We start from the raw sequence: 19,830 nt of genomic DNA on the forward strand, positions 1-19,830 counted from the left end.
CCGCTGCTGTCAACGGCCGTTCATCGTTACCGATAGCCTACATCGTTGCCCGAACCGCACGGTGTCCCGCCGCGTCGGCCCTCGGGGCCTCAACGGCGGGACACCGTCATGGATCGGAAATGTCAATCGTCAGCGGGCCGCCACCACGCCAAGCGCCTTCTTGCCGCGGCGGATCAGTGCGAACCGCCCCTGCAGGAGGTCGGACTCACCCAGCACCTGCTCCTCGTCGTCCACACGCACGTTATTCAGGTACACGCCACCGGACCTGATGGTCTTGCGCGCCTCGGAGATCGACTTGAACAGTCCGGCCCTCACGCCGGCCTCGGCCACGCGATCGCCCACGGCCACGCGGGCGAAGTCCTTGGAACCGTCCTCGTTCTCCACCTTCAACCCGTCCAGTGCGGCCTCAAGCGTGGCCTCGTCAATGGACGCCAGGTCGCCGCCGCGGCCGAACAGCGCCGCTGAGGCATCGATCGCCGCCTGCGTGGCCGCCTCGCCGTGCACGAAGCTCGTCACCTCCCACGCCAGCGTGCGCTGCGCCTCACGGGCGCCGGGGTTGGTCCGGCTCTCCTCGACAAGACGTTCGATCTCGGCCTTGGGCAGGAACGTGAACGCCTTGAGCAGGCTCTCCATCTCCACATCCGGGCGGTTGAACCAGAACTGGTAGAAGCGGTACGGGCTGAGCATCGTGCCGTCGATCCACACGGCGTTGCCCTCGGACTTGCCGAACTTCTTGCCCTGGGCGTCGGTGATGATCGGGCTGGTGAACACGTTGACATCCACGCCACGCACCTTGTGGATCAGGTCCAGGCCGGAGGTCAGGTTGCCCCACTGGTCGTTGCCGCCCAGCTGCAGCGTGCAGTGGTACTCGTCGAACAGATGCAGGTAGTCGTTGCCCTGCAGCACCTGGTAGCTGAACTCGGTGAAGCTGATGCCGTCCTCGGAGTTCAGGCGCCTCGCCACCGTGTCCTTGGCCAGCATGGTGCCCAGGCGGAAGTTCTTGCCGACATCGCGCAGGAAGTCGATGACGGTCATGTTCGCGGTCCACTCGTAGTTGCTGACGAACCGGACCGGGTTGGCGCCCTCGGTCTCCAGGATGCCGCCGATCTGCGATTTCAGGCGTTCGGCCCACTGGGCCACCACGTCCTTGGGGTTGAGCGTGCGCTCGCCGGACTGGCGCGGGTCGCCGATCAGGCCGGTGGCGCCGCCGACCAGCGCGATCGGGTGGTGCCCGGCCGCCTGCAGGTGGCGCATGTTGATCAGCTGCACGAGGTTGCCGATATGCAGGGAGGGTGCGGTCGGATCGAAGCCGCAATAATACGTGATCGGCTCACCGTTCAGTGCCTCGGCGAGTCGCTCCCGGTCCGTGGACTGGGAAATCAACCCGCGCCATTCCAGCTCATCGAGGAGGGTGTCGAACCCGGCCTCCTTGAAATCGATGACGTGAGCCATTGCTATTCCATCTCCCTATCGAGTTGTATCGGATTGGCGCCTGCTGTTCAGGCGTTCTCAGTCTGACAGCAGAGGCCGACACTGTGGACTTGCTGATACTGTGGGGGATATGACCAAGAGGGAGAGGAATGCCGTGATGGACCGCAAGGTCATGAAGGCCGCGGCCAAGGGCGTGTTCAAACGCCAGTACTGGCTGATCGTCGTCATGTGTCTGATCGCCGCGCTCATCGGGGTGGAATACACCTCGTCGCTGTGGGTGGAGTCCTACGAGGACCCGACCATGGCGCAGCCGACCGTTGTGGATCAGGCCACCGAGCGGCTCGGGACCATGCTCGGCCAGATGGCCACGGGCAACGAGGATCAGGTCCGCGACGAGGTGGCGCGCAACGAGCAGGACATCCGGGACGCCGACACCATCGCCATGCTCGGCCGTTCCCGCGGCGTCTTCGCCTCGGTGCTGAACTCCTTCTCCTCCGGCAGCATCCTGCTGACCGTCTCGGATGCCGCCCGTTCGATCCTGCAGTCGCCCAACGCAGGCATCATCACGCTGATCGTCATCAGCCTTATCGTGTATCTCTTCGGCTGGCTGTTCATCCAGGAGACCTACACGATCATCATCCGGCGCATCATGCTGGAGGCCCGGACCTACGAGCAGGTGCCGCTGCGCCGGTTCCTCTACCCGATCCAGACCGGCCGCTGGCCGCATATGGCCTGGACGATGTTCCTGACCACGCTGTATCTGATCCTGTGGTCGTTCACCATCGTCGGACTGTTCGTGAAATCCTATTCCTATTTCCTGGTGCCGTACATCATGGCGGAGAATCCGACGATGGGCGCCAACGAGGCGATCACCCTGTCACGCCGCATGATGAAGGGGCACAAGTGGGAGTGCTTCGTCATGCAGCTGTCGTTCATCGGCTGGCATGTCCTGAGCGCGCTGACGTTCGGTCTGGTCGGCATCTTCTGGCTCAACGGCTATCAGGCCGCGTTCTTCGCCGAGTATTACGCGCGGCTGCGCGCCCTGGCCAAGGGTAACGGCGTGGAGGGCAGCGAGCGGCTGTGCGACGAGGCGCTGTTCGTCCGCCCCGACCGCGCGACGGTCGAGGTCGTCTACGCCGACGCCGCGGAGGCGATCGCCTCCACATCCCGCGAGCACGCGCAGCGTCCGACCGGGTTCACCGGGCTGCTGGCCGACTGGTTCGGCATCACGCTACGCCGCAACGGCAAGGTGGATGCCTGGCAGCGCCATGAGGCGCAGATGGATGCGCTCGACCACGCGCAGGACATCCTGGACGGCCGCTGCTACCCCGGGCGGCTGGCCCCGGCCCCGATCGGCACCAAGGTGGAGCGGATCTCCGGCCCGGATGCCACGCGCAGCTACACGGTGCTCAACCTGGTGATGATGTTCTTCATCTTCTGCTTCGTCGGCTGGATCTGGGAGGTCACGCTCGCCTTCATCACCGAAGGCATGTTCGTCAATCGCGGCACCCTGCACGGGCCCTGGCTGCCGATCTACGGCACCGGCGGCATCGCCATCCTCGTGCTGCTCAAGAAACTGCGCAGCAGGCCGGCGCTGGAATTCGTGGCGGCGATGGCGCTGTGCGGCGCGATCGAGTATTTCTCCTCCTGGTATCTGGAGGTCACGCACGATGGCCAGCGCTGGTGGGATTACACCGGGTATTTCCTCAACCTCAACGGCCGCATCTGCGCCGAGGGCCTGCTCACCTTCGGTCTGGGCGGCCTGGCGATCGTCTACCTGCTGGCGCCGGCGCTTGACGATCTGCTGCGCCGTGCGAACGTACGCGTGCTGACGGTCGTCGCCGCCGTGCTGCTGGTCGCCTATTGCTGCGACCAGGTCTATTCGGCGCAGCATCCCAACACCGGCGCCGGCATCACCGACTACAAGGGCTCGGACACCATATCCGCGCCCGCGGTCGACTCCGCCATTCCGACGATTCCGGTATTGCAGGGCTGACCAAGCCGCCGGCTGCGTCGCCTCCGTTGCGGTGATGCGGCCGGTTTTGCAGCGAGGCGACACAGTACCGCACGCATCGTCAGATTCGATGCACGCCGTCCCCGAGTGACACACCGAAAACTTCTTTCCACCATGGAAAGTGATATGCTTTCCACAACGGAAAGAAGTTCTCGGTATTTGGGGGATATATGGACGAACACATCCAGACGTCGCAGCATATGCTCGACACCCTATCCTCGGATCACGCACGCCTGATGGCGCGCACCCGCATGCCGCGGTTCTACGCCGTCGGCATCGGCATCCTCGCCGGCGTGCTCGATGTCATGTGGTGGGTTATCGGCACGGCGTTCGCCGGAGGCAGCCTGTTCGGGTTGCACACCACCGCCCTGCTGATCATCGCCCTCATCATCAACACCGTCTGCCTGCTTGGCAGCGCCGCCATCATCCTTGCGGTCAGACGTATTCGCGGCGTGGGATTCTGGTCCCTCGACCGCACACAGTACGTCCCACGGTCCGCACGCCAACGGCTTCTGCACGGCATCGTAGTCTCCGCCCTGCTGCTTGCCATCATGCTCGGCAGCGCCGCCTTGTGCCTATTGCTGGGTTTCCGACTGGCCAGCTTTCTCTGGATACCGCCGGTAGCCATCATCGCAGGCGCACTCACCGCCGTCGTGCAACAGGCCGGCATCACCCTGTCCGAACGACAGACCGTCATGGAAGATCCCTCATGAGAGAACCGCAATTCGATGAAGTCATCCACGCACCAATCAGGCTGCGCATCTGCGGACTGCTGGCCACCTACTCCCCCATGCGGTTCGACGTCCTGCGCGACACCCTGCAGATCAGTGACGCCTCCTGCTCCAAGCATCTGAAGACGCTGGCCGACCACAGTTACGTGTCGCTAAGCAAGAAACCCGGTGCCGACAAAGGCTACAAGATCACCTGGGTCGCACTCACCGAGCAAGGCCGCCGTGCGTTCGACGAACACGTCGCCGCCCTTCGCCGTATCGTCGCCGGCGAAATCTGATTACCTAGGAGGCAACACCATGCCCGAATCCACACCGATCGCCATATCGGTACGCAATGTCACCTTCGGATACACCCGGCACGACACGGTGCTCGACCATGTCGGCTTCGATGTTCCCCACGGCCAGTCGCTGGCCGTACTGGGGTACAACGGGGTGGGCAAAACCACACTGTTCCGCATCATCACCGGTCTGTTGCGGCCGCGTTCCGGTGAAGCGATCGTCAACGCCGACGTCATCCACGGCATGCGCGACGTATTCATGCTGTCCGCGGACGGCGCGCTCGCCATGCAGCTGAGCCTGCGGGAGAACATCTCGTTCCGTGCCAAACTGTTCGCCACGCGGCAAGACCCTTCTCCGATTGACTTGGACCAGCTGGACCGGCTTCCCCTGATCGAAGCCTTCGGTCTGGCCGACCGTCTCGATACCAAGGTGGGTGAGCTGTCCAGCGGGTTGCGCCGGCGCGCCGATATCGCGGTCGGACTGCTGTTCCACCCGCATCTGGTCATGCTGGACGAACCGACGAACGCCGTCGATCCGGCGACACGCGACCTGCTCATCGAACTGTCACACCAGCTCTCCGATTCCGGCCGCACCCTGCTGACCATCACCCACGACCTCGACTACTGCTGGCGCATCGCCGACCGTGCCATCCTGTTCGACCACGGACGTATCGCCATCGACCGCCGCATCGCCGATTTTCCCGACTTCGACACGTTCAAGGCGGCAATGACCATCGACGAACCACATCCGGCCGTCTTGTTCGGATTCAACGAGGAAAGGAGCCACCGCTCATGAACGCCGTGCTCTGGTATGACTGGCTGCTGTGCCGCCGCAGCCGCAGCTTCTGGGCGTCCGCCGCACTCACCCCGCTCCTGTTCGCCGTCATGGCGTTGCAGGGAGCGATCATCCCCAATCCATTGGGAGGCGTCACCGGCACGCAGCTGTTCCTCTTCTGTTTGCTCATACCATGCTGCGGCTGGATGAGCGCGGCACTGGTGTCCATGAATGCGATCGGGGCCCTCAATCTGGGTTCCGGGGAGTCGGCGAACCGGTTCGTCGAGGAGGCCTACCATGAATCCGGCAGGCCGATGGCCGGCATGGTGCTGGCGCACGTCCTGCTCTCCTGTCTGTTGGCCCTGCCGATGTTGGCGATCGTCATCGGCTTGCACTGCTGGTGGGGCACGATAACGGATCCGTCCTTGCTGTGCTCCCCACTCGCCTGGAGCGGGTATCTGTGCACGGCGTTGTCCGTATTCGTCACCGTCGCGGCCATGATTCTTTCGTCGGGGCATAATACGAACGAGCTGGTCCTGGCCATGATGGTGACGCTTGTGCCGATAATCGCGGTGATGACCGTCGTCATCATCGCCTTGACGCTGTGCCCGCTGGCCATACCGCCGCTGGCGATCGTCGTCATCGCGGTGACGATGGCCGTCGCCATACGGCATTGCCGCCGCCGATACACCGACACGTTCCGGTCGTTGGGCTGACCGGTGTCCTAATCGCGGCGCAGCAGCTCGCGGATGGTTTCCAGCACGCGGTCGTAGTTCACGGACTTCAAGTGGGGGAACGACTCGATCATGCGGCGCTGCTGTTCGTTAAGCATCAGCGCGGCCACGTCGCGCAGACCGGACAACACCTCCTGCGAGGATTCGGCCCAGTCATGGATCCTGCCGCGCAGCGCGTCGCGGCCCCACTGCCAATGGTCGCCGGCCTTCGCCGCGTATCCCTGCACGATATCGGTGAACGCGGCCAGGCTGTCGTCGAAATGCGCGATGCCGGCCACCGTGACCGTCAGGTCGATGATCAGCAGCAGCAGACACACAATCGACAGCCAGTGCACCACCGGCAGGGGCATCAGTCCCGTCCAGTACTCCACCTGTGGTTGGATGACCCGCACGATCACCACGCCGCCCAGACCGAACACCACGGCCCCCAGCAGGCAGATGCGCCCGTTGAGATTGAAGCGGAAATCCGTGTAATCCCACCATCGCGCGTGGAACAGCCGTTCCATCGCCCACGACGTGGCGTATTCCAGGACGCTCGCCCCCAGTGCGGATACGAGGAACAGCAACACGGGATGCCCGGACAACCCGCCCAATACCAGGCTGGCCAGCACCGCCCCGGTGCCGTAGATCGGGCACAGCGGGCCGTTGAGGAAGCCGCGGTTGACGAACCGGCGCTCCTGCACGGACACCAGGATCGACTCGTAGACCCAGCCAAGGAACGAGTAGAACAGGAACCACAGGAACAGGTGTTCGACGGCAAGCATCGGGAATCTTCCTCAGCCGCGACGGTTCCGGGCCGCCGCGGACGGCAGCGCAGGCCGACGGACCGCAACGCCGCGCCCCGGCGCCTTCGGCTGTTTGCTGAACCGGTCCGGGGACAGGGTTTCGCGGGTGGCGCTCACCTTGTCGGCCATCGTGACCAGATACCCTTCGATGTACCGCGGCGGCAGCGGGGTCAGCGGGAACATGTGCCGTGCGATGCTGTCACGCTCCACATGGTTGAGGTCGCCGAAGTCGCGCATCGCGTTCTCCAGGGCGGCGCGCCCGTGGGTGAAGCCGTGCAGCCGGTGTTCGCCGTTGTCCCAGTCGTGCCAATCGTAGAGGAAATAGTCGTGCAGCAATGCGGCGCGGATCAGCGAGCGCAGATCGACGCGCCGCCACAGCCGCAGCCGGTCGGCCATCCATACGGCCAGGCAGGCCACGCGGATCGAATGCGCGAAGGTGGTCACGGCCCCGTGCTGGTAGCAGCGGCGTTCGATCATCATGTTCTCGTGCGCGATAATCTCCCGGCCATGCCGGTGCACCAGCATGCGGATCTGCCGTCGTGTCAGCATGATTGTTCCCCCAACTGTAGCGGCGCAGGAGCGCGGTCGATTATCCGTCCGCTCCCGATTGTAGGGGCAGCCGGGGTCACCGGCACTCATCCGCCCGGATGAATCCCGCCCCGTACCCCCGTCGTCAACGTCAGCGGCCCTCATGCCATGGTGCCGCACCGTTATGCGGGTGTCTTGAGCGGTTCCGTACCGGACATACGCGGTGCGGAACTGCTCAAGCCCGGAAACGTTTTCGGTTCAGGAAAAGAAGTTGCGCAACATCGTCATGCCGTCGGGCGTCATGATGGATTCGGGGTGGAACTGGACCCCGTAGACGGGGGCACGCCCGGGGCGGACGTCGGCCACGGCCATCACCTCGCCGTCGTCCGCGGTGGCCGTCACCTTGAGTTCCGACGGCAACGTGGACGGGTCCACCGCCAGCGAATGATACCGCGCGACCGGCACGTTCGGCGCGCATCCGGCGAACAGCGGGCAGCGCGGATCAAGTTCGGTCGGCGACTGCTTGCCGTGCATGAGCCGGCGCGCGTAGGTGATGGTGGCCCCGTATGCCTGGCAGATGGCCTGGTGGCCGAGGCAGACGCCCAGCATCGGCACCACGCCGTTCAGTTCGCGCGCCACGTCCACGATCACGCCCGCGTCCTCGGGTCGTCCCGGCCCCGGGGACAGGACGATCCGGTCGGGGTGCAGCGCGCGGATCTCGTCCAGCGTCAGTTCGTCGTTGCGGACCACGCGGATGTCGGCGTCGATCGACCCGATTGCCTGCACCAGGTTGTATGAGAAGCTGTCGTAGCTGTCGATGAGCAGGATCATCGCATTCCCTCCCCCGCGATCCGCAGCGCGTCCAGTGTGGCGCCGGCCTTGTTCAGACATTCCTGGTATTCGTTGTCGGGCACCGAATCGGCCACGATGCCCGCGCCGGCGCGCACGAAGACACGGCCGTCCTGCGCGAAGGCGAGGCGGATGCCGATGCACACGTCCATGTTGCCGGTGAAGTCGAGGTAGCCGATCGCCCCGCCGTAGACGCCGCGCTTGACGCCCTCCATCTCGCCGATCAGCTGGCAGGCGCGGATCTTCGGGGCGCCCGAGAGCGTGCCCGCGGGCAGGACCGCGGCGATGGCGTCGAGCGCGTCGCAGTCCTCGCGCAGTTCGCCGCGCACGTTGGAGGCGATGTGCATGACATGCGAGTAGCGTTCGATGTCGCGCAGCCGCTCCACCTGCACGGAGCCGAACCGGCTGACGCGCCCCAGGTCGTTGCGCCCCAGATCGACGAGCATGTTGTGTTCGGCCAGTTCCTTGGGGTCGGCGAGCAGTTCCCGTTCGAGCCGGAGGTCCTCCTCGTCGCTCGTGCCGCGCGGCCGCGTGCCCGCCAGCGGGAAGGTGTGCAGGACGCCGTTCTCCAGACGGACCAGGGTTTCCGGCGAGGCGCCGGCGATCTCGATGTCGGTGCCGGACAGGTAGAACATGTACGGTGAGGGGTTGGTGACGCGCAGCACCCGGTAGGTGTCCAGCAGGCTGCCTTCGAACGGGGCGCTCAGCTGGTTGGACGGCACGATCTGGAAGATGTCGCCTTCGTGGATGTGCAACTTGGCGCGTTCGACCATGGCCCGGAACTGGTCGCGGCTGAACAGCGCCGTGATCGGGCCGGTCAGCCGCCCCTCGCCGTTCCGGCACCGTTCGCCCTCGCGCAGCAGCCGTTCGAGCCGGTCGAGTTCGGTGACGGCCTGGTTGTATGCGACCTTGAGGTCGCCATCCAGCGGCATGTTGACGATCAGGGTCACGGTCTGGCGCACGTTGTCGAAGGCCACGACCTTGTCGAACAGCATGAGTTCCAGGTCGCGCAGCCCGTGCGGGTTGTCCACGTCACGCCGGACCGTCGGCTCCGCGTATTTCAGGTACTCGAAGGCGAAGTAGCCGACCAGACCGCCGGTGAACGGCGGCATGCCCTCGATGCGCGGGCTGCGGTACCGGCTGAGGATCTCCCGGATCCGCGCGGAGGGGTCGTCGGTGTGGAAGGTCCTGTCGCCGATGGTTATCCGCCCGTCGGTGCAGGTCACCGCCAGCGACGGTTCGAATCCGAGGAAGGTGTACCGTCCGCGCCGTTCTCGTCCGACCACCGATTCGAGCAGATAGCAGCGGTCGGACACGGTCTTGAACGCGCGCAACGCCTCGATCGGCGTGATGTCGTCGGCCAGGATCTCCCTACCGACGGGCGCGATGGTGTATGCGCCCGAGGCGGCGGCCCGTTGAATGGTGTCCAATGGTGTGGTGGTGAACATGGTGGCGCTTTCGGTCCGGCAGTAGGTTGGAGCAAACAATACCGCGCCGTCGTTGCCGTGCATCCCGCATGTTCACGATGCAGACATCCACATACAATCCGGAGGCCCCTCCCGGCGTTCGGGAGAGGCCTCCGGATTGTATGCGACACCGGTCCGCCGTCGGGCACGATATGCGGCCGGACGGGACCGGCGTACGGCGCTCAGGCGTTCCTGGCGTCCTTGCGGATCTTGGTGGCGTAGATCGCGGCGGCGATGGTGACCGCGAACACGATCCAGCCGAGCCAGTTCACGGAGGCGCCGAGCAACTGGCTGAGCACCACGGATATCATGCCAACGATGGCCAGGATCCAGGCGAGTACCATGAACACGCCGATCTTGGCGGGGTTCTTGGCGCCACGGATGCCCAGCGCACCGAACACGATGTAGAACAGGCCCGAGATCAGCCACCAGATGGCCAGAGCGAGGCTCCACACCATCACGTTGAGGTCAAGACCATCGGCGACGGCCACGGTCTGGGCGGGGTCCACCACGCGCGCGCCGGCGATCATCACGCCGCCCGAGATGAGGTAGACGACGCCCAACACGATGAACAGCACGCCGAACACCTTGAGTGCGCCGCGTTCCGCGGACACGGACTGGTTGGAGGAGGTCACAATGGTTCCTTTCCCGAAAGCTCTCTTCCTTTGGGCATGGATCCATCCATGCCGACCCTCAGTATGGACTGCATCGGCGGCCCTGTTTACCGCAAACAGCCCGAATGTTCCCCTTTTACGGCAGAAACCGCCCATTCGGGGCGCATCGCGGTCAGTCCACCGATTTGAGGCTCTCCACCATATCCACCTTGTCGAGCCGGCCGCGCATGGCCAGCACCACCACACCGCTGAACACCAAAGTGAGCAGGAAGGCGTACAGGTAGCTCAACGGATGGATGATCCGCCCGAACATCACCACATCCACCTCCACCGTGGTGATGACGAATCCCTCCAGCCAGGTGCCGAGCGCCAACCCGAACAGATCACCGACCAACGAGAGGATCGCGATCTCCCGGAAGATGTAGGCGTTGACCTCGCCGCGGGTGAACCCCAGCACCTTGAGCGTGGCGATCTCGCGCACGCGTTCGCCGATGTTGATGTTCGTCAGGTTGTACAGCACGATGAACGCCAACGCCGCGGCCGAGACGATGAGCACCACCACAATCAGGTTGATCGAGCTCAACATCGTGGAATACGTGTCGATCGAGATCGCCGAGAACCCGACCGTGGACAAATGCGGCACCTCGCGCAGGGCGGCCGACAGGTCGTCCCTGGCGCGCTGGCCGTCCGGCGTCACCGCGTACGTGGTCCGGTACGCGAGGTCGGTGTCCATCCCGTCGTCCTGCGCCGCGGCTTGCCGCCAGACTTCGGGCCCCACATAGACCATATTGCCCACGTAGTTCTCCACGATGCCGGTGATCCGCGCCCGCGCGCCACCGCCCGTGGCGTTGCCCATGCCGTCCTGCCGGTACAGGGTCAGCTCGTCACCGACATGCAGGCCGAGCGTGGCGGCGGCCTTCTCGGTCACCAGCACCGCGTCGTCGTCGAAGGCAACCGGGGTGTGGCCCACGCGCTCGCGGAAGGTGATGACGTCGGACAGCGCCGACGCCTTCCGCGGAACGATGACCTGCACGGCCAACGGGTCGGCATCGTCCGTTCCGGCAACCTGCATGTTCTGCACATCCACGCGGGTCAATTCGGTGGCGTCATGCTCCCGCAAAGTGCGCCACACCGATTCGAGATCCTCGTCGGTCGCGTTCGCGTCCAGGCTGACGACGGTGTTGTAGTGCTGGATCGTCCCGAACTGGTTGTCGATGATGTCCCAAATCGAATCATGCAGGCCGAAACCGACGAGCATCAGCGCCGTGCAGCCGCTGATGCCGATAAGAGTCATGAGGAAACGCCGTTTGTAGCGGAAGATGTTCCGGCAGGTGACCTTCCAGGAGAACGACATCCGCCGCCACAACGGTCCGACGTGTTCGAGCACGATGCGCTTGCCGGCCTTCGGCGGACGCGGCAGCATCAGCCGGGAGGGGGTCTCGCGCAGGCTGGACACCACGGCGAACCAGGTGCACAGCAGGGTCACGCCGACGCCGAGACCGCCGGAGAGCAGTGCGGCGCCCGGCTGGATGGGCAGCGGCAACGGCGGCGCGGGCACCGCGTAGATGATGGCGTACGCCTGCATGACGATATACGGCAGGACCTGGCTGAGCACGGCGATGCCGATGACGGCTCCGGTGACGCTCGCCGCGGCCGCGTAGGCCAGGTACTTGCAGGCGATGGTGGCGGTGCCGTAGCCGAGCGCCTTGTAGGTGCCGATCTCGATGCGCTCGTTCTCCACCATGCGGGTCATGGTGGTCAGGGCCACGAGCGCGGCCACCAGGAAGAACATGGCCGGGAACACGTCGGCGATGCTGTCCATGCGTTCGCTGTCGCCCTGATAGCTGGCCGCACCCTCGCTCTGGGTGCGGTCGAGCACGTAGAGTTCGGGGGATTCCATGGCGTCGAGCTCGGCCTGTGCGTCCGTCAGTTGCGCTTCGGCGTCGGCGAATTCCCGTTCGGTCTGATCCTGCTGCTGTTCAAGTTGCGCGCGGGCCGCGGCGATCTGGCCGCTCCCCGGGCTCGATTGCGCGACGACGTCGAGCTGTTGCGCCGTTTGTTCGAGCTGCGCCATCGCAGCATCGCGTTCGGTCTCATAGGTGGCGCGGCGTTCGTCCAGTTCCTGCTGGAGGGGGCGTTTGACGTCGTCCAGGCGGTCGGCGGCCAGGTCATCGGTGTTCCGTTCGATGCGGTCGGCGACCCGGGTCACGGTTTGTTCGTAGTCGTCGGATCCGCTTTCGTGGGCGTCCGCGCCCTCCACGGTGGCGTAGATCTCGGTGTACGCGGCGTCGGCGGCGAAGGCGTCGCGCGGCGCGTACAGATACTGTTCGATCATGCCGGAGCCGAGCGTGGTCGACCCGAAGCTGACCGTGTACGGGTAGTTCGAGGAGCTGACGGTGCCGACGACGGTGAACTCGCGGCTGTCCAGCGTCCCGTCCAACGCATCGGTGCCGTAGAGCACGTGGATGGTCTGCCCGATGTGCGGTTCGCCGGCGGCGGTGTCGGCGGAGACCACGCATTCGTCCTCCGCCGTCGGCCACCGGCCGTCGCGCAGCAGCAGACGGTTGAGGTACCCATCGTCATCGGAGGCGACGGTCACCTCGTCGGTCTGTTCGCCGTCCTGCGCGCCGTCCGGCAGCAGGGCGATCCTGACGGCGGCCTGTTCGTCACCCATCTGCATCATCGCATCGGTGGATATCGAGGGCATGGCATCCGCGATGCCCTCGATATCCCGCACGCGCTGCACATCGTCATCGGAGAATCCGAGTGTGGAGAGCAGCCGGATGTCCCACAGGTGCGTGCCGTCGTAATACCGGTCGGCGGACGCACGCATGTCGGGGCCGCTCATCTGCAGTCCCGCGAAGAAACCGCAGCCGAGCGCCACGATGCCGATGATGGCCAGGAACCGTCCGAGCGAACCACGGATGGAACGCCGGACGATCTTGGCGAACGCGCCGTGCATCAGGCCAGTGAGCCTTCGGGCCTGTAGGCCGGGCCGTCGCTGATGGAGACGGCGAAGACATGGAGGGATTCGACCTTGGACCTGGCGTCGACGATCTGTTCGCGCACACGTTCGGGCGCGGTGCCGCCCTTGCCGCGGCGTGCGGCCACCGAGCCCTCGGTGGACAGCACCTCGCGCACCTGCGGGGCCTTGTCGGCAGGCAGATATCCCTCGAATACCGTGATGAAGTCGGCGTCGGTCAGATCCCACAGCTCCTGGCCGCGCTCCTCGGCGATCTTGACGCAGGCACCGGAGAGCTCATGCGCGTGGCGGAACGGCACGCCGTTGCGCACCAGCCATTCGGCGATGTCGGTGGCCAGCGCGAAACCGGTCGGCGCCTCGGCGGCCAGACGGTCCGTGTCGAAGGCCATCGTGGCCACCATGCCGGTGAAGGCCGGCAGCAGCACCTCCAGGGTGTCGACCTGGTCGAACACGGCCTCCTTGTCCTCCTGCAGATCGCGCGCATACGCGGTGGGCAGCCCCTTGAGCGTGGCCAGCAGACCGGTCAGGTCGCCGATGAGACGGCCGGACTTGCCGCGCGCCAGTTCGGCGATGTCCGGGTTCTTCTTCTGCGGCATGATCGACGATCCGGTGGAATAGGCGTCATCCAGCCGCACGAACGCGAACTCCTGCGTGTTCCAGATGATGATCTCCTCGCTCAGGCGCGAGATGTCCACGCCGAGCATGGCCGCCACGAACGCGAACTCGGCGACCAGATCGCGCGAGGCGGTGCCGTCGATCGAGTTGTCGGTGACGCGGGAGAACCCGAGTTCCACGGCCACGTTCTGCGGGTCCAGACCGAGCGTGTTGCCGGCCAGGGCGCCGGAGCCGTACGGGCTGGCGTCGATGCGGGCGTCCCAGTCCACCAGGCGCTGCACGTCGCGCAGCAGCGGCCAGACGTGGGCCATGAGCTGATGGGCGAGCAGCACCGGCTGGGCGTGCTGCATGTGGGTGCGCCCGGGCATGACCGCGTCCCCGGCCTGCTCGCACTGGGCGATCAGCGCGTTGACCAGGTCGAGCGTGAGCCCCGCGACGCGGCGGGCGTGGCGGCGCAGCCACATGCGGATCAGGCAGGCGATCTGGTCGTTGCGTGAACGCCCCGCACGCAGCTTGCCGCCCAATTCGTCCCCGGCGATCTCCAGCAGGCCACGCTCCAACGCCGTGGCCTCGTCCTCGTCGTCCTCGATCGGCGCGAACGCCCCGGAGTCCACACGGCGCTGCAGCTCGTCGAGGGCCTCCTCCATGCGGTTGAGCTCGTCCGCGGTCAGCAGGCCGGCACGGCCGAGCGCCCGCGCATGGGCGCGCGATCCGGCGATGTCGTCGTCGGCCAGACGCCAGTCGAACTGGGTGGATTTGGAGAGCCTGGCGAGCTCGGGCGAAGGACCGGAGGAGAACCGGCCGCCCCACAGGGCAAGATGTTCGTTCTGTTCAGTCATATGTCCACCTTAATACGAGTCCTCCCTCCGGCGGGAAGCCGTCGGAGGGAGGACGTGACGCTATCGGTTACTCGACGGTGTTGTCCGGCACCTCGATGCCGTTGCCGAACTTGACGTCGCGGGCGGCGGCCACGCGGGTGGGCAGGCCGTAGATCTCGATGAAGCCGTTGGAGGCGTTCTGATCGAAGCTGTCACCGGAATCGTAGGTGGCCAGGTTGTAGTCGTACAGCGAGGTCTCGGAGCGGCGTCCGGTGACCACGGCGCGGCCGCCGTGCAGGATCATGCGGATTTCGCCGGAGACGTACTGCTGGGTGTCCTCGATGAACGCGTTGAGCGACTTGACCGCCGGAGAGAACCACTGCGCGTCGTAGACCAGTTCGCCCCAGCGCTTGTCGATGTCGCGCTTGATACGGTGCTGTTCGCGCTCCAGGCAGCAGTTCTCCAGCTCCTGGTGCGCGGTGATCAGCGCCACTGCGCCCGGGCACTCGTACAGCTCACGGGACTTGATGCCGACTAGGCGGTCCTCGATCAGGTCGATGCGGCCGATGCCCTGGGCGCCGGCGCGGCGGTTCATCTCCTCGATGGCCTGCAGCGGGGTCACGTCGCGGCCGTCGATCTTCACCGGCACGCCCTGCTTGAATTCGATGATGACCTCGTCCTCCACCGGGGGGAAGGCCGGATCGTCGGTGTAGGCGTAGCAGTCCTTGGTCGGGCCGTTCCACGGATCCTCCAGGAAGCCGGTTTCGATGGCGCGGCCCCAGACGTTCTGGTCGATCGAGTACGGGCTCTTCTCGGTCTGCACGATCGGCAGCTGGTGCTCCTTGGCGTAGGCGATCTCCACGTCGCGGGTCAGCGACAGGTCGCGGATCGGGCTGATGGCCTTGAGCGTGGGGTCGATGGACTGGATCGACACCTCGAAGCGCACCTGGTCGTTGCCCTTGCCGGTGCAGCCGTGGGCGATGGTGTCGGCGCCGAACTGGTGGGCGGCGCGCACCAGATGCTTGGTGATCAGCGGGCGGGAGATGGCGGAGACCAACGGGTAGACGCCTTCGTACATGGCGTTGGCCTTAAGCGCCAGCATGCAGTACTCGTCGGCGAACTCGTTGCGGGCGTCGACGACGTAGGCCTCGACCGCGCCGCAGGCCAGCGCGCGCTCCTTGATGGTCTCCAGGCTTTCGCCGCCCTGACCGACGTCCAGCGAGACGGCGACCACGTCCTTGCCGGTGCGGTCCTTCAGGTACGGGATGGCCACGGAGGTGTCCAGACCTCCGGAGTAGGCCAGTACGATGCGGTTCTTGTCACTCATGTTCTGCCCTTTCTATCGAACACTGACTGCAAGTATATGCATATGCTTGTATAAATATTCACCATCGGTGCGTCGTGACGCCAACCGGACGTCACTGCTCCGATGTGGTCTTGGAGGCGATGTCGAGCAGCCACTTGGATCGGGCCGAGGCCATGGCCTCATCCGCGCAGATGACCATGACGGTGTCGTCCCCGGCTATGGTGCCGAGCACGCCGTCGAGCGGCTGTTTGTCGATCACGCTGGCCACATACTGCGCGGCGCCGGATGGCGTGTGCACGACGATCAGGTTGCCGGCGCTGGCCACCGAGGTCACCAGCCCAGACAGGACCCGTGACATCTGCTGTTCGCCCTTGCCCCCGGCATGCGGGGCGGGGTTCTGCTGGCGCCCGCCGATCGTGTAGGCCACGGTGCCATCCGCCAGGCGTGTCTTCACCGCGCCCAGCTCATCCAGGTCACGGCTCAGCGTGGCCTGCGTCACCTCGATGTCCTCATCGGCCAGGATCTGCGAAAGCTGGGACTGCGAGGTGATGACGTACTTGAGCAACGCCTCCTCGACCGCGCTCAGGCGGGCGGCCCGGGTTGCGGGCCGCTGCAACGGATTCGCTTCCGACATGTCCGCCTCTCAGGCTCAGGACAGCAGATCGGCGTCGCCGCGCTGCTGGCCGATCAGCCAGGTGAGCAGCGCCTTCTGCGCGTGCAGGCGGTTCTCGGCCTCGTCCCACACCACGGACTGCGGACCGTCGATCACCGAAGCGGTGACCTCCTTGCCGCGGTAGGCCGGCAGGCAGTGCTGGAACAGCGCGTCGGGCTTGGCCAGCGCCATGAGCTCGTCATTGACCTGGTAGTCCCAGAACGGCTTGGAGCGCACCGCGTACTCGGCCTCCTCGCCCATCGACACCCAGGTGTCGGTGAAGATGCAGTCGGCGTCCTTCGCGGCCTCCTGCGGGTCGGTGGTCACCAGGATCGAGCCGCCGGTCTGCGCGGCGATGCGTTCCGCATCGGCCACGATCTGCGGGTCGGGCAGATACCCGTACGGGCCGGCCACGCGCACGTGCATGCCGGCCACCGCGCCACCGAGCAGATACGAGTTGGCCATGTTGTTGGCCGCATCGCCGAAGTAGGCGATCGTCATGCCCGGCAGGGCGTCCACGCCGCCGCGGAACTGGGCGATGGTCAGCAGGTCGGCCAGGATCTGGCAGGGGTGGAAGGTGTCGGTCAGCGCGTTGACCACCGGCACGGTGGCGTATTTCGCCATCTCCTCAACGCGGTCCTGACCGAAGGTACGCCAGACGATGGCGGAGGTCATGCGGGTGAGCACGCGGGAGGTGTCGGCGACGGGCTCGCCGCGGCCCAGCTGGGAGCCGGACTTGTCGATGACCAGCGGGTACCCGCCGAGTTCGGCGACGCCGGTGGCGAAGCTGGAACGGGTACGGGTGCTGGGCTTGTCGAACAGGACGGCGACCGCCTGCGGCCCCTCGAACGGACGGTGGTAGAACCGGTTCTCGCGGAACTTCATGCCGAGTTCGAGGATCTGCTTCTGCTCCTCATGGGTTACGTCGTCGTCGCGCAGCATGTGGCGCAGTTGTCCGGTCATGGTCTTCTCCTTATGCGTGTTATGCGTGGTGTGGTGGATTTCAGTCGTTGGGCAGGTCGTTGGGGATGCCGGCGAGGATGGCGACGGCCTCATCAACGTCCCGTTCGCTGACGATCAGCGGCGGCGCCAGACGCAGCGCGTCGGGAGCCACGGCGTTGACGATCAGCCCGTGCTCCAGCGCCCAGTCCATGGCGGCGTGCGCGCACGGATGCGTCAGCTGGATGGCGTTGAGCAGACCGCGGCCGCGCACGTATTCGAACAGCGGGTTGTCCGAGGCCATGATGCCCTGGCGCAGCTGTTCGCCGCGCGCCTCGGCGTTGGCGATCAGGCCCTCCCGCTCGATGACGTCGAGCGTGGCCAGCGCCGCGGAGGCGGCCAGCGGGTTGCCGGCGAAGGTGGAGCCGTGGGTGCCCGGGGAGAACAGGGCGGAGAGCTTCTCGCCGAAGGCGATCATGCCGCCCATCGGGAAGCCGCCGGCCACGCCCTTGGCGAACGTGACGATATCCGGCGTGATGCCGCCGGACAGGTCCTCGCGCTGGAACGCGAACCACGCGCCGGTGCGTCCGATGCCGGTCTGCACCTCGTCGATGATCAGCAGCGCGTCGTTGGCGTCGCACATGGCACGCACCTTGGCCACATAGTCGGCGCCGAGCGGACGGACGCCCGCCTCGCCCTGGATGAGCTCCATGATGACGGCCGCCACCGGCCCCTTGCCGTACCGGCCCAGACCGGTCTGCCCGAACGCCTCGTACAGGGCCATCGGGTCGCCGGCCTCGACGAATTCGATGTTCGGCACCAGCGGTTCGAACGGCATGCGGATGACCGGCTTCCAGGTGGCCGACAACGCGCCCAGCGTGCGGCCGTGGAACCCGTGGGTCAGCGCGATGATGCGGGCCGGCTTGCCGCCGATCTCCGGCGCGGCGCCCGGCAGCGTGCGCCCGTACAGCTTGGCGAGTTTCAGGGCCGCCTCGTTGCCTTCGGCGCCCGAATTGCCGAAGTACACGTGCGAGCCCTCCGGTGCGCCGGCCAGCTTGACCAGACGCGCGGCCAGCTCGATCTGCGGCTCGGTGGCGAAGTAGTTGCTGGTGTGCGCCACCTTGGCGGCCTGGGCGCTGACGGCCTGCACCCAGGCTGGGTGGGCGTAGCCGAGCGAGTTGACGGCGATGCCCGCCAGGAAGTCAAGGTATTCGTTGCCGTCCACATCCCAGATGCGGGTGCCCTGCCCGTGGTCCATCACACGCAGCGGCGTGCCGAACACGTTCATGTGCACGCGCGAGTACTCGCCCAGCCACTTGCTGTCCTCGGGGCCGAGCGTTTCGGTGGTCTGCGATTCATCTGCCATAGGAACTCCTCATTTCCACGCCATCTTCCGGCACCACCATCGTACCGATACCGGCGGTGGTGAAGATCTCATTGAGAATCGAGTGCGGCTTGCGGCCGTCGATGATGTGCGCCTGGGGCACGCCGCCATCCAGGGCGCGCACGCAGGCCTCCATCTTGGGCCGCATGCCGCTCTCCAGGTCGGGAAGCATGTCGCGCAGGTTCTCCACGCCGATGCGGCCGATCAGCGAGTTGCGGTCCGGCCAGTCGGCATACAGGCCATCCACATCGGTCAGGATCACCAGCTTGCGCGCGCCGAGCGCCGCGGCCAGGGCGGCGGCGGCCGAATCGGCGTTGACGTTGAGCACCTGCGTGGCGTCGTCCTCGTTCGGCGCGACCGAGGAGACCACGGGGATGCGTCCGGCGTTGATCAGGTCCTCGACGGCCGACGCGTCCACGCTCACCACATCGCCCACCAGGCCGATGTCGGTGGCCTGGCCGTCGATGACCGGCCTACGCTGCATGGCGGAGAACAGGGCGCCGTCCTCGCCGGACAGGCCGACGGCGAACGGGCCGTGCGCGTTGATCAGGCCGACCAGTTCGCGCGAAACCTTGCCGGTGAGCACCATGCGCACCACGTCCATGGCTTCGGGCGTGGTGACGCGCAGTCCGCCGCGGAACTCCGATTCGATGCCCAGCGCGTCGAGCATCCGCGAGATCTGCGGGCCTCCCCCATGCACCACAACCGGATGCAGGCCCACCTGGCGCAGGAAGACCATGTCCTCGGCGAAGCACTGCTTCAGGTGTTCGTCGACCATGGCGTTGCCGCCGTATTTGACCACGATGCGTTGCCCGGCGAACTCCTCCAGCCAGGGCAGCGCGTCGATGAGCACCTCGGCCTTCTGGTCGGGGGTCAGGTCGGTGTGGACGTCCAGATGGTATCCGGGGCCTTTCCAAGTTGTCATGAT

At 65.9% G+C, this 19,830-nt stretch carries 18 protein-coding genes; 5 read left to right on the forward strand and 13 right to left on the reverse strand.

What is annotated here, in order from left to right; genetic code table 11:
• Positions 1-129 precede the first annotated feature (129 nt).
• Positions 130-1,452 carry a tyrosine--tRNA ligase gene (gene tyrS / locus BIGA_RS01250; RefSeq protein WP_033505817.1) on the reverse strand — a complete coding sequence of 441 codons (1,323 nt, stop codon included), beginning with the start codon at positions 1,450-1,452 and terminating at the stop codon, positions 130-132.
• Between the two features lie 109 nt (positions 1,453-1,561).
• Between tyrS and BIGA_RS01255 the strand changes: the two genes are divergently transcribed.
• The 5 genes from BIGA_RS01255 to BIGA_RS01275 all read left to right on the forward strand — a co-directional run bounded on the left by BIGA_RS01255 (position 1,562) and on the right by BIGA_RS01275 (position 5,945).
• A complete protein-coding gene (locus tag BIGA_RS01255; protein ID WP_237744009.1) occupies positions 1,562-3,427 on the forward strand; it encodes a DUF975 family protein in 1,866 nt (621 codons plus the stop codon).
• Between the two features lie 188 nt (positions 3,428-3,615).
• A complete protein-coding gene (locus tag BIGA_RS01260; protein ID WP_033505821.1) occupies positions 3,616-4,158 on the forward strand; it encodes a hypothetical protein in 543 nt (180 codons plus the stop codon).
• The gene (locus BIGA_RS01265) at positions 4,155-4,454 is read left to right on the forward strand and encodes a transcriptional regulator (RefSeq protein WP_033505823.1); all 300 of its coding nucleotides are present in this window, start codon (positions 4,155-4,157) and stop codon (positions 4,452-4,454) included. Before BIGA_RS01260 ends, BIGA_RS01265 begins: the two co-directional genes overlap by 4 nt.
• 19 nt (positions 4,455-4,473) lie before the next feature.
• Positions 4,474-5,250, forward strand: a complete 777-nt coding sequence (locus BIGA_RS01270) for an ATP-binding cassette domain-containing protein (protein ID WP_033505824.1) — start codon at positions 4,474-4,476, stop codon at positions 5,248-5,250.
• Positions 5,247-5,945 carry a hypothetical protein gene (locus tag BIGA_RS01275; protein ID WP_033505826.1) on the forward strand — a complete coding sequence of 233 codons (699 nt, stop codon included), beginning with the start codon at positions 5,247-5,249 and terminating at the stop codon, positions 5,943-5,945. Before BIGA_RS01270 ends, BIGA_RS01275 begins: the two co-directional genes overlap by 4 nt.
• Before the next feature lie 8 nt (positions 5,946-5,953).
• Here the strand turns inward: BIGA_RS01275 and BIGA_RS01280 are convergent, their stop codons facing one another.
• From BIGA_RS01280 to argB, 12 genes are all read right to left on the reverse strand, one after another.
• Positions 5,954-6,727 carry a putative ABC transporter permease gene (locus tag BIGA_RS01280; protein ID WP_033505828.1) on the reverse strand — a complete coding sequence of 258 codons (774 nt, stop codon included), beginning with the start codon at positions 6,725-6,727 and terminating at the stop codon, positions 5,954-5,956.
• A gap of 12 nt (positions 6,728-6,739) precedes the next feature.
• Positions 6,740-7,297: an HD domain-containing protein gene (locus BIGA_RS01285; protein ID WP_033505830.1), complete on the reverse strand. Its 558-nt coding sequence runs from the start codon at positions 7,295-7,297 to the stop codon at positions 6,740-6,742.
• Positions 7,298-7,534: 237 nt separating this feature from the next.
• Entirely contained in the window at positions 7,535-8,107 is a 573-nt protein-coding gene (locus BIGA_RS01290) for an anthranilate synthase component II (protein ID WP_033505832.1), read from the reverse strand.
• Entirely contained in the window at positions 8,104-9,573 is a 1,470-nt protein-coding gene (locus tag BIGA_RS01295) for an anthranilate synthase component I family protein (protein WP_033505933.1), read from the reverse strand. The genes BIGA_RS01290 and BIGA_RS01295 overlap by 4 nt, the downstream gene beginning before the upstream one ends.
• Positions 9,574-9,773: 200 nt before the next feature.
• Entirely contained in the window at positions 9,774-10,226 is a 453-nt protein-coding gene (locus BIGA_RS01300) for a hypothetical protein (RefSeq protein ID WP_033505833.1), read from the reverse strand.
• Positions 10,227-10,377: 151 nt separating this feature from the next.
• Positions 10,378-13,167 carry an ABC transporter permease gene (locus tag BIGA_RS01305; RefSeq protein WP_033505835.1) on the reverse strand — a complete coding sequence of 930 codons (2,790 nt, stop codon included), beginning with the start codon at positions 13,165-13,167 and terminating at the stop codon, positions 10,378-10,380.
• Positions 13,167-14,642 carry an argininosuccinate lyase gene (argH, locus tag BIGA_RS01310; protein WP_033505836.1) on the reverse strand — a complete coding sequence of 492 codons (1,476 nt, stop codon included), beginning with the start codon at positions 14,640-14,642 and terminating at the stop codon, positions 13,167-13,169. Before argH ends, BIGA_RS01305 begins: the two co-directional genes overlap by 1 nt.
• 67 nt (positions 14,643-14,709) lie before the next feature.
• Positions 14,710-15,948: an argininosuccinate synthase gene (locus BIGA_RS01315; RefSeq protein ID WP_033505838.1), complete on the reverse strand. Its 1,239-nt coding sequence runs from the start codon at positions 15,946-15,948 to the stop codon at positions 14,710-14,712.
• A 91-nt stretch (positions 15,949-16,039) separates the two neighbouring features.
• The gene (gene argR, locus BIGA_RS01320; RefSeq protein WP_033505840.1) at positions 16,040-16,561 is read right to left on the reverse strand and encodes an arginine repressor; all 522 of its coding nucleotides are present in this window, start codon (positions 16,559-16,561) and stop codon (positions 16,040-16,042) included.
• 15 nt (positions 16,562-16,576) lie between these two features.
• Positions 16,577-17,542 carry an ornithine carbamoyltransferase gene (gene argF, locus BIGA_RS01325; RefSeq protein WP_033505841.1) on the reverse strand — a complete coding sequence of 322 codons (966 nt, stop codon included), beginning with the start codon at positions 17,540-17,542 and terminating at the stop codon, positions 16,577-16,579.
• A 40-nt stretch (positions 17,543-17,582) separates the two neighbouring features.
• Positions 17,583-18,884, reverse strand: a complete 1,302-nt coding sequence (locus BIGA_RS01330) for an acetylornithine transaminase (RefSeq protein ID WP_033505843.1) — start codon at positions 18,882-18,884, stop codon at positions 17,583-17,585.
• Positions 18,874-19,827 carry an acetylglutamate kinase gene (gene argB / locus BIGA_RS01335; protein ID WP_193345846.1) on the reverse strand — a complete coding sequence of 318 codons (954 nt, stop codon included), beginning with the start codon at positions 19,825-19,827 and terminating at the stop codon, positions 18,874-18,876. The genes BIGA_RS01330 and argB overlap by 11 nt, the downstream gene beginning before the upstream one ends.
• Positions 19,828-19,830 lie beyond the last annotated feature (3 nt).

The organism is Bifidobacterium pullorum subsp. gallinarum (assembly GCF_000741215.1).
Classification (GTDB): Bacteria; Actinomycetota; Actinomycetes; order Actinomycetales; family Bifidobacteriaceae; genus Bifidobacterium; species Bifidobacterium pullorum_B.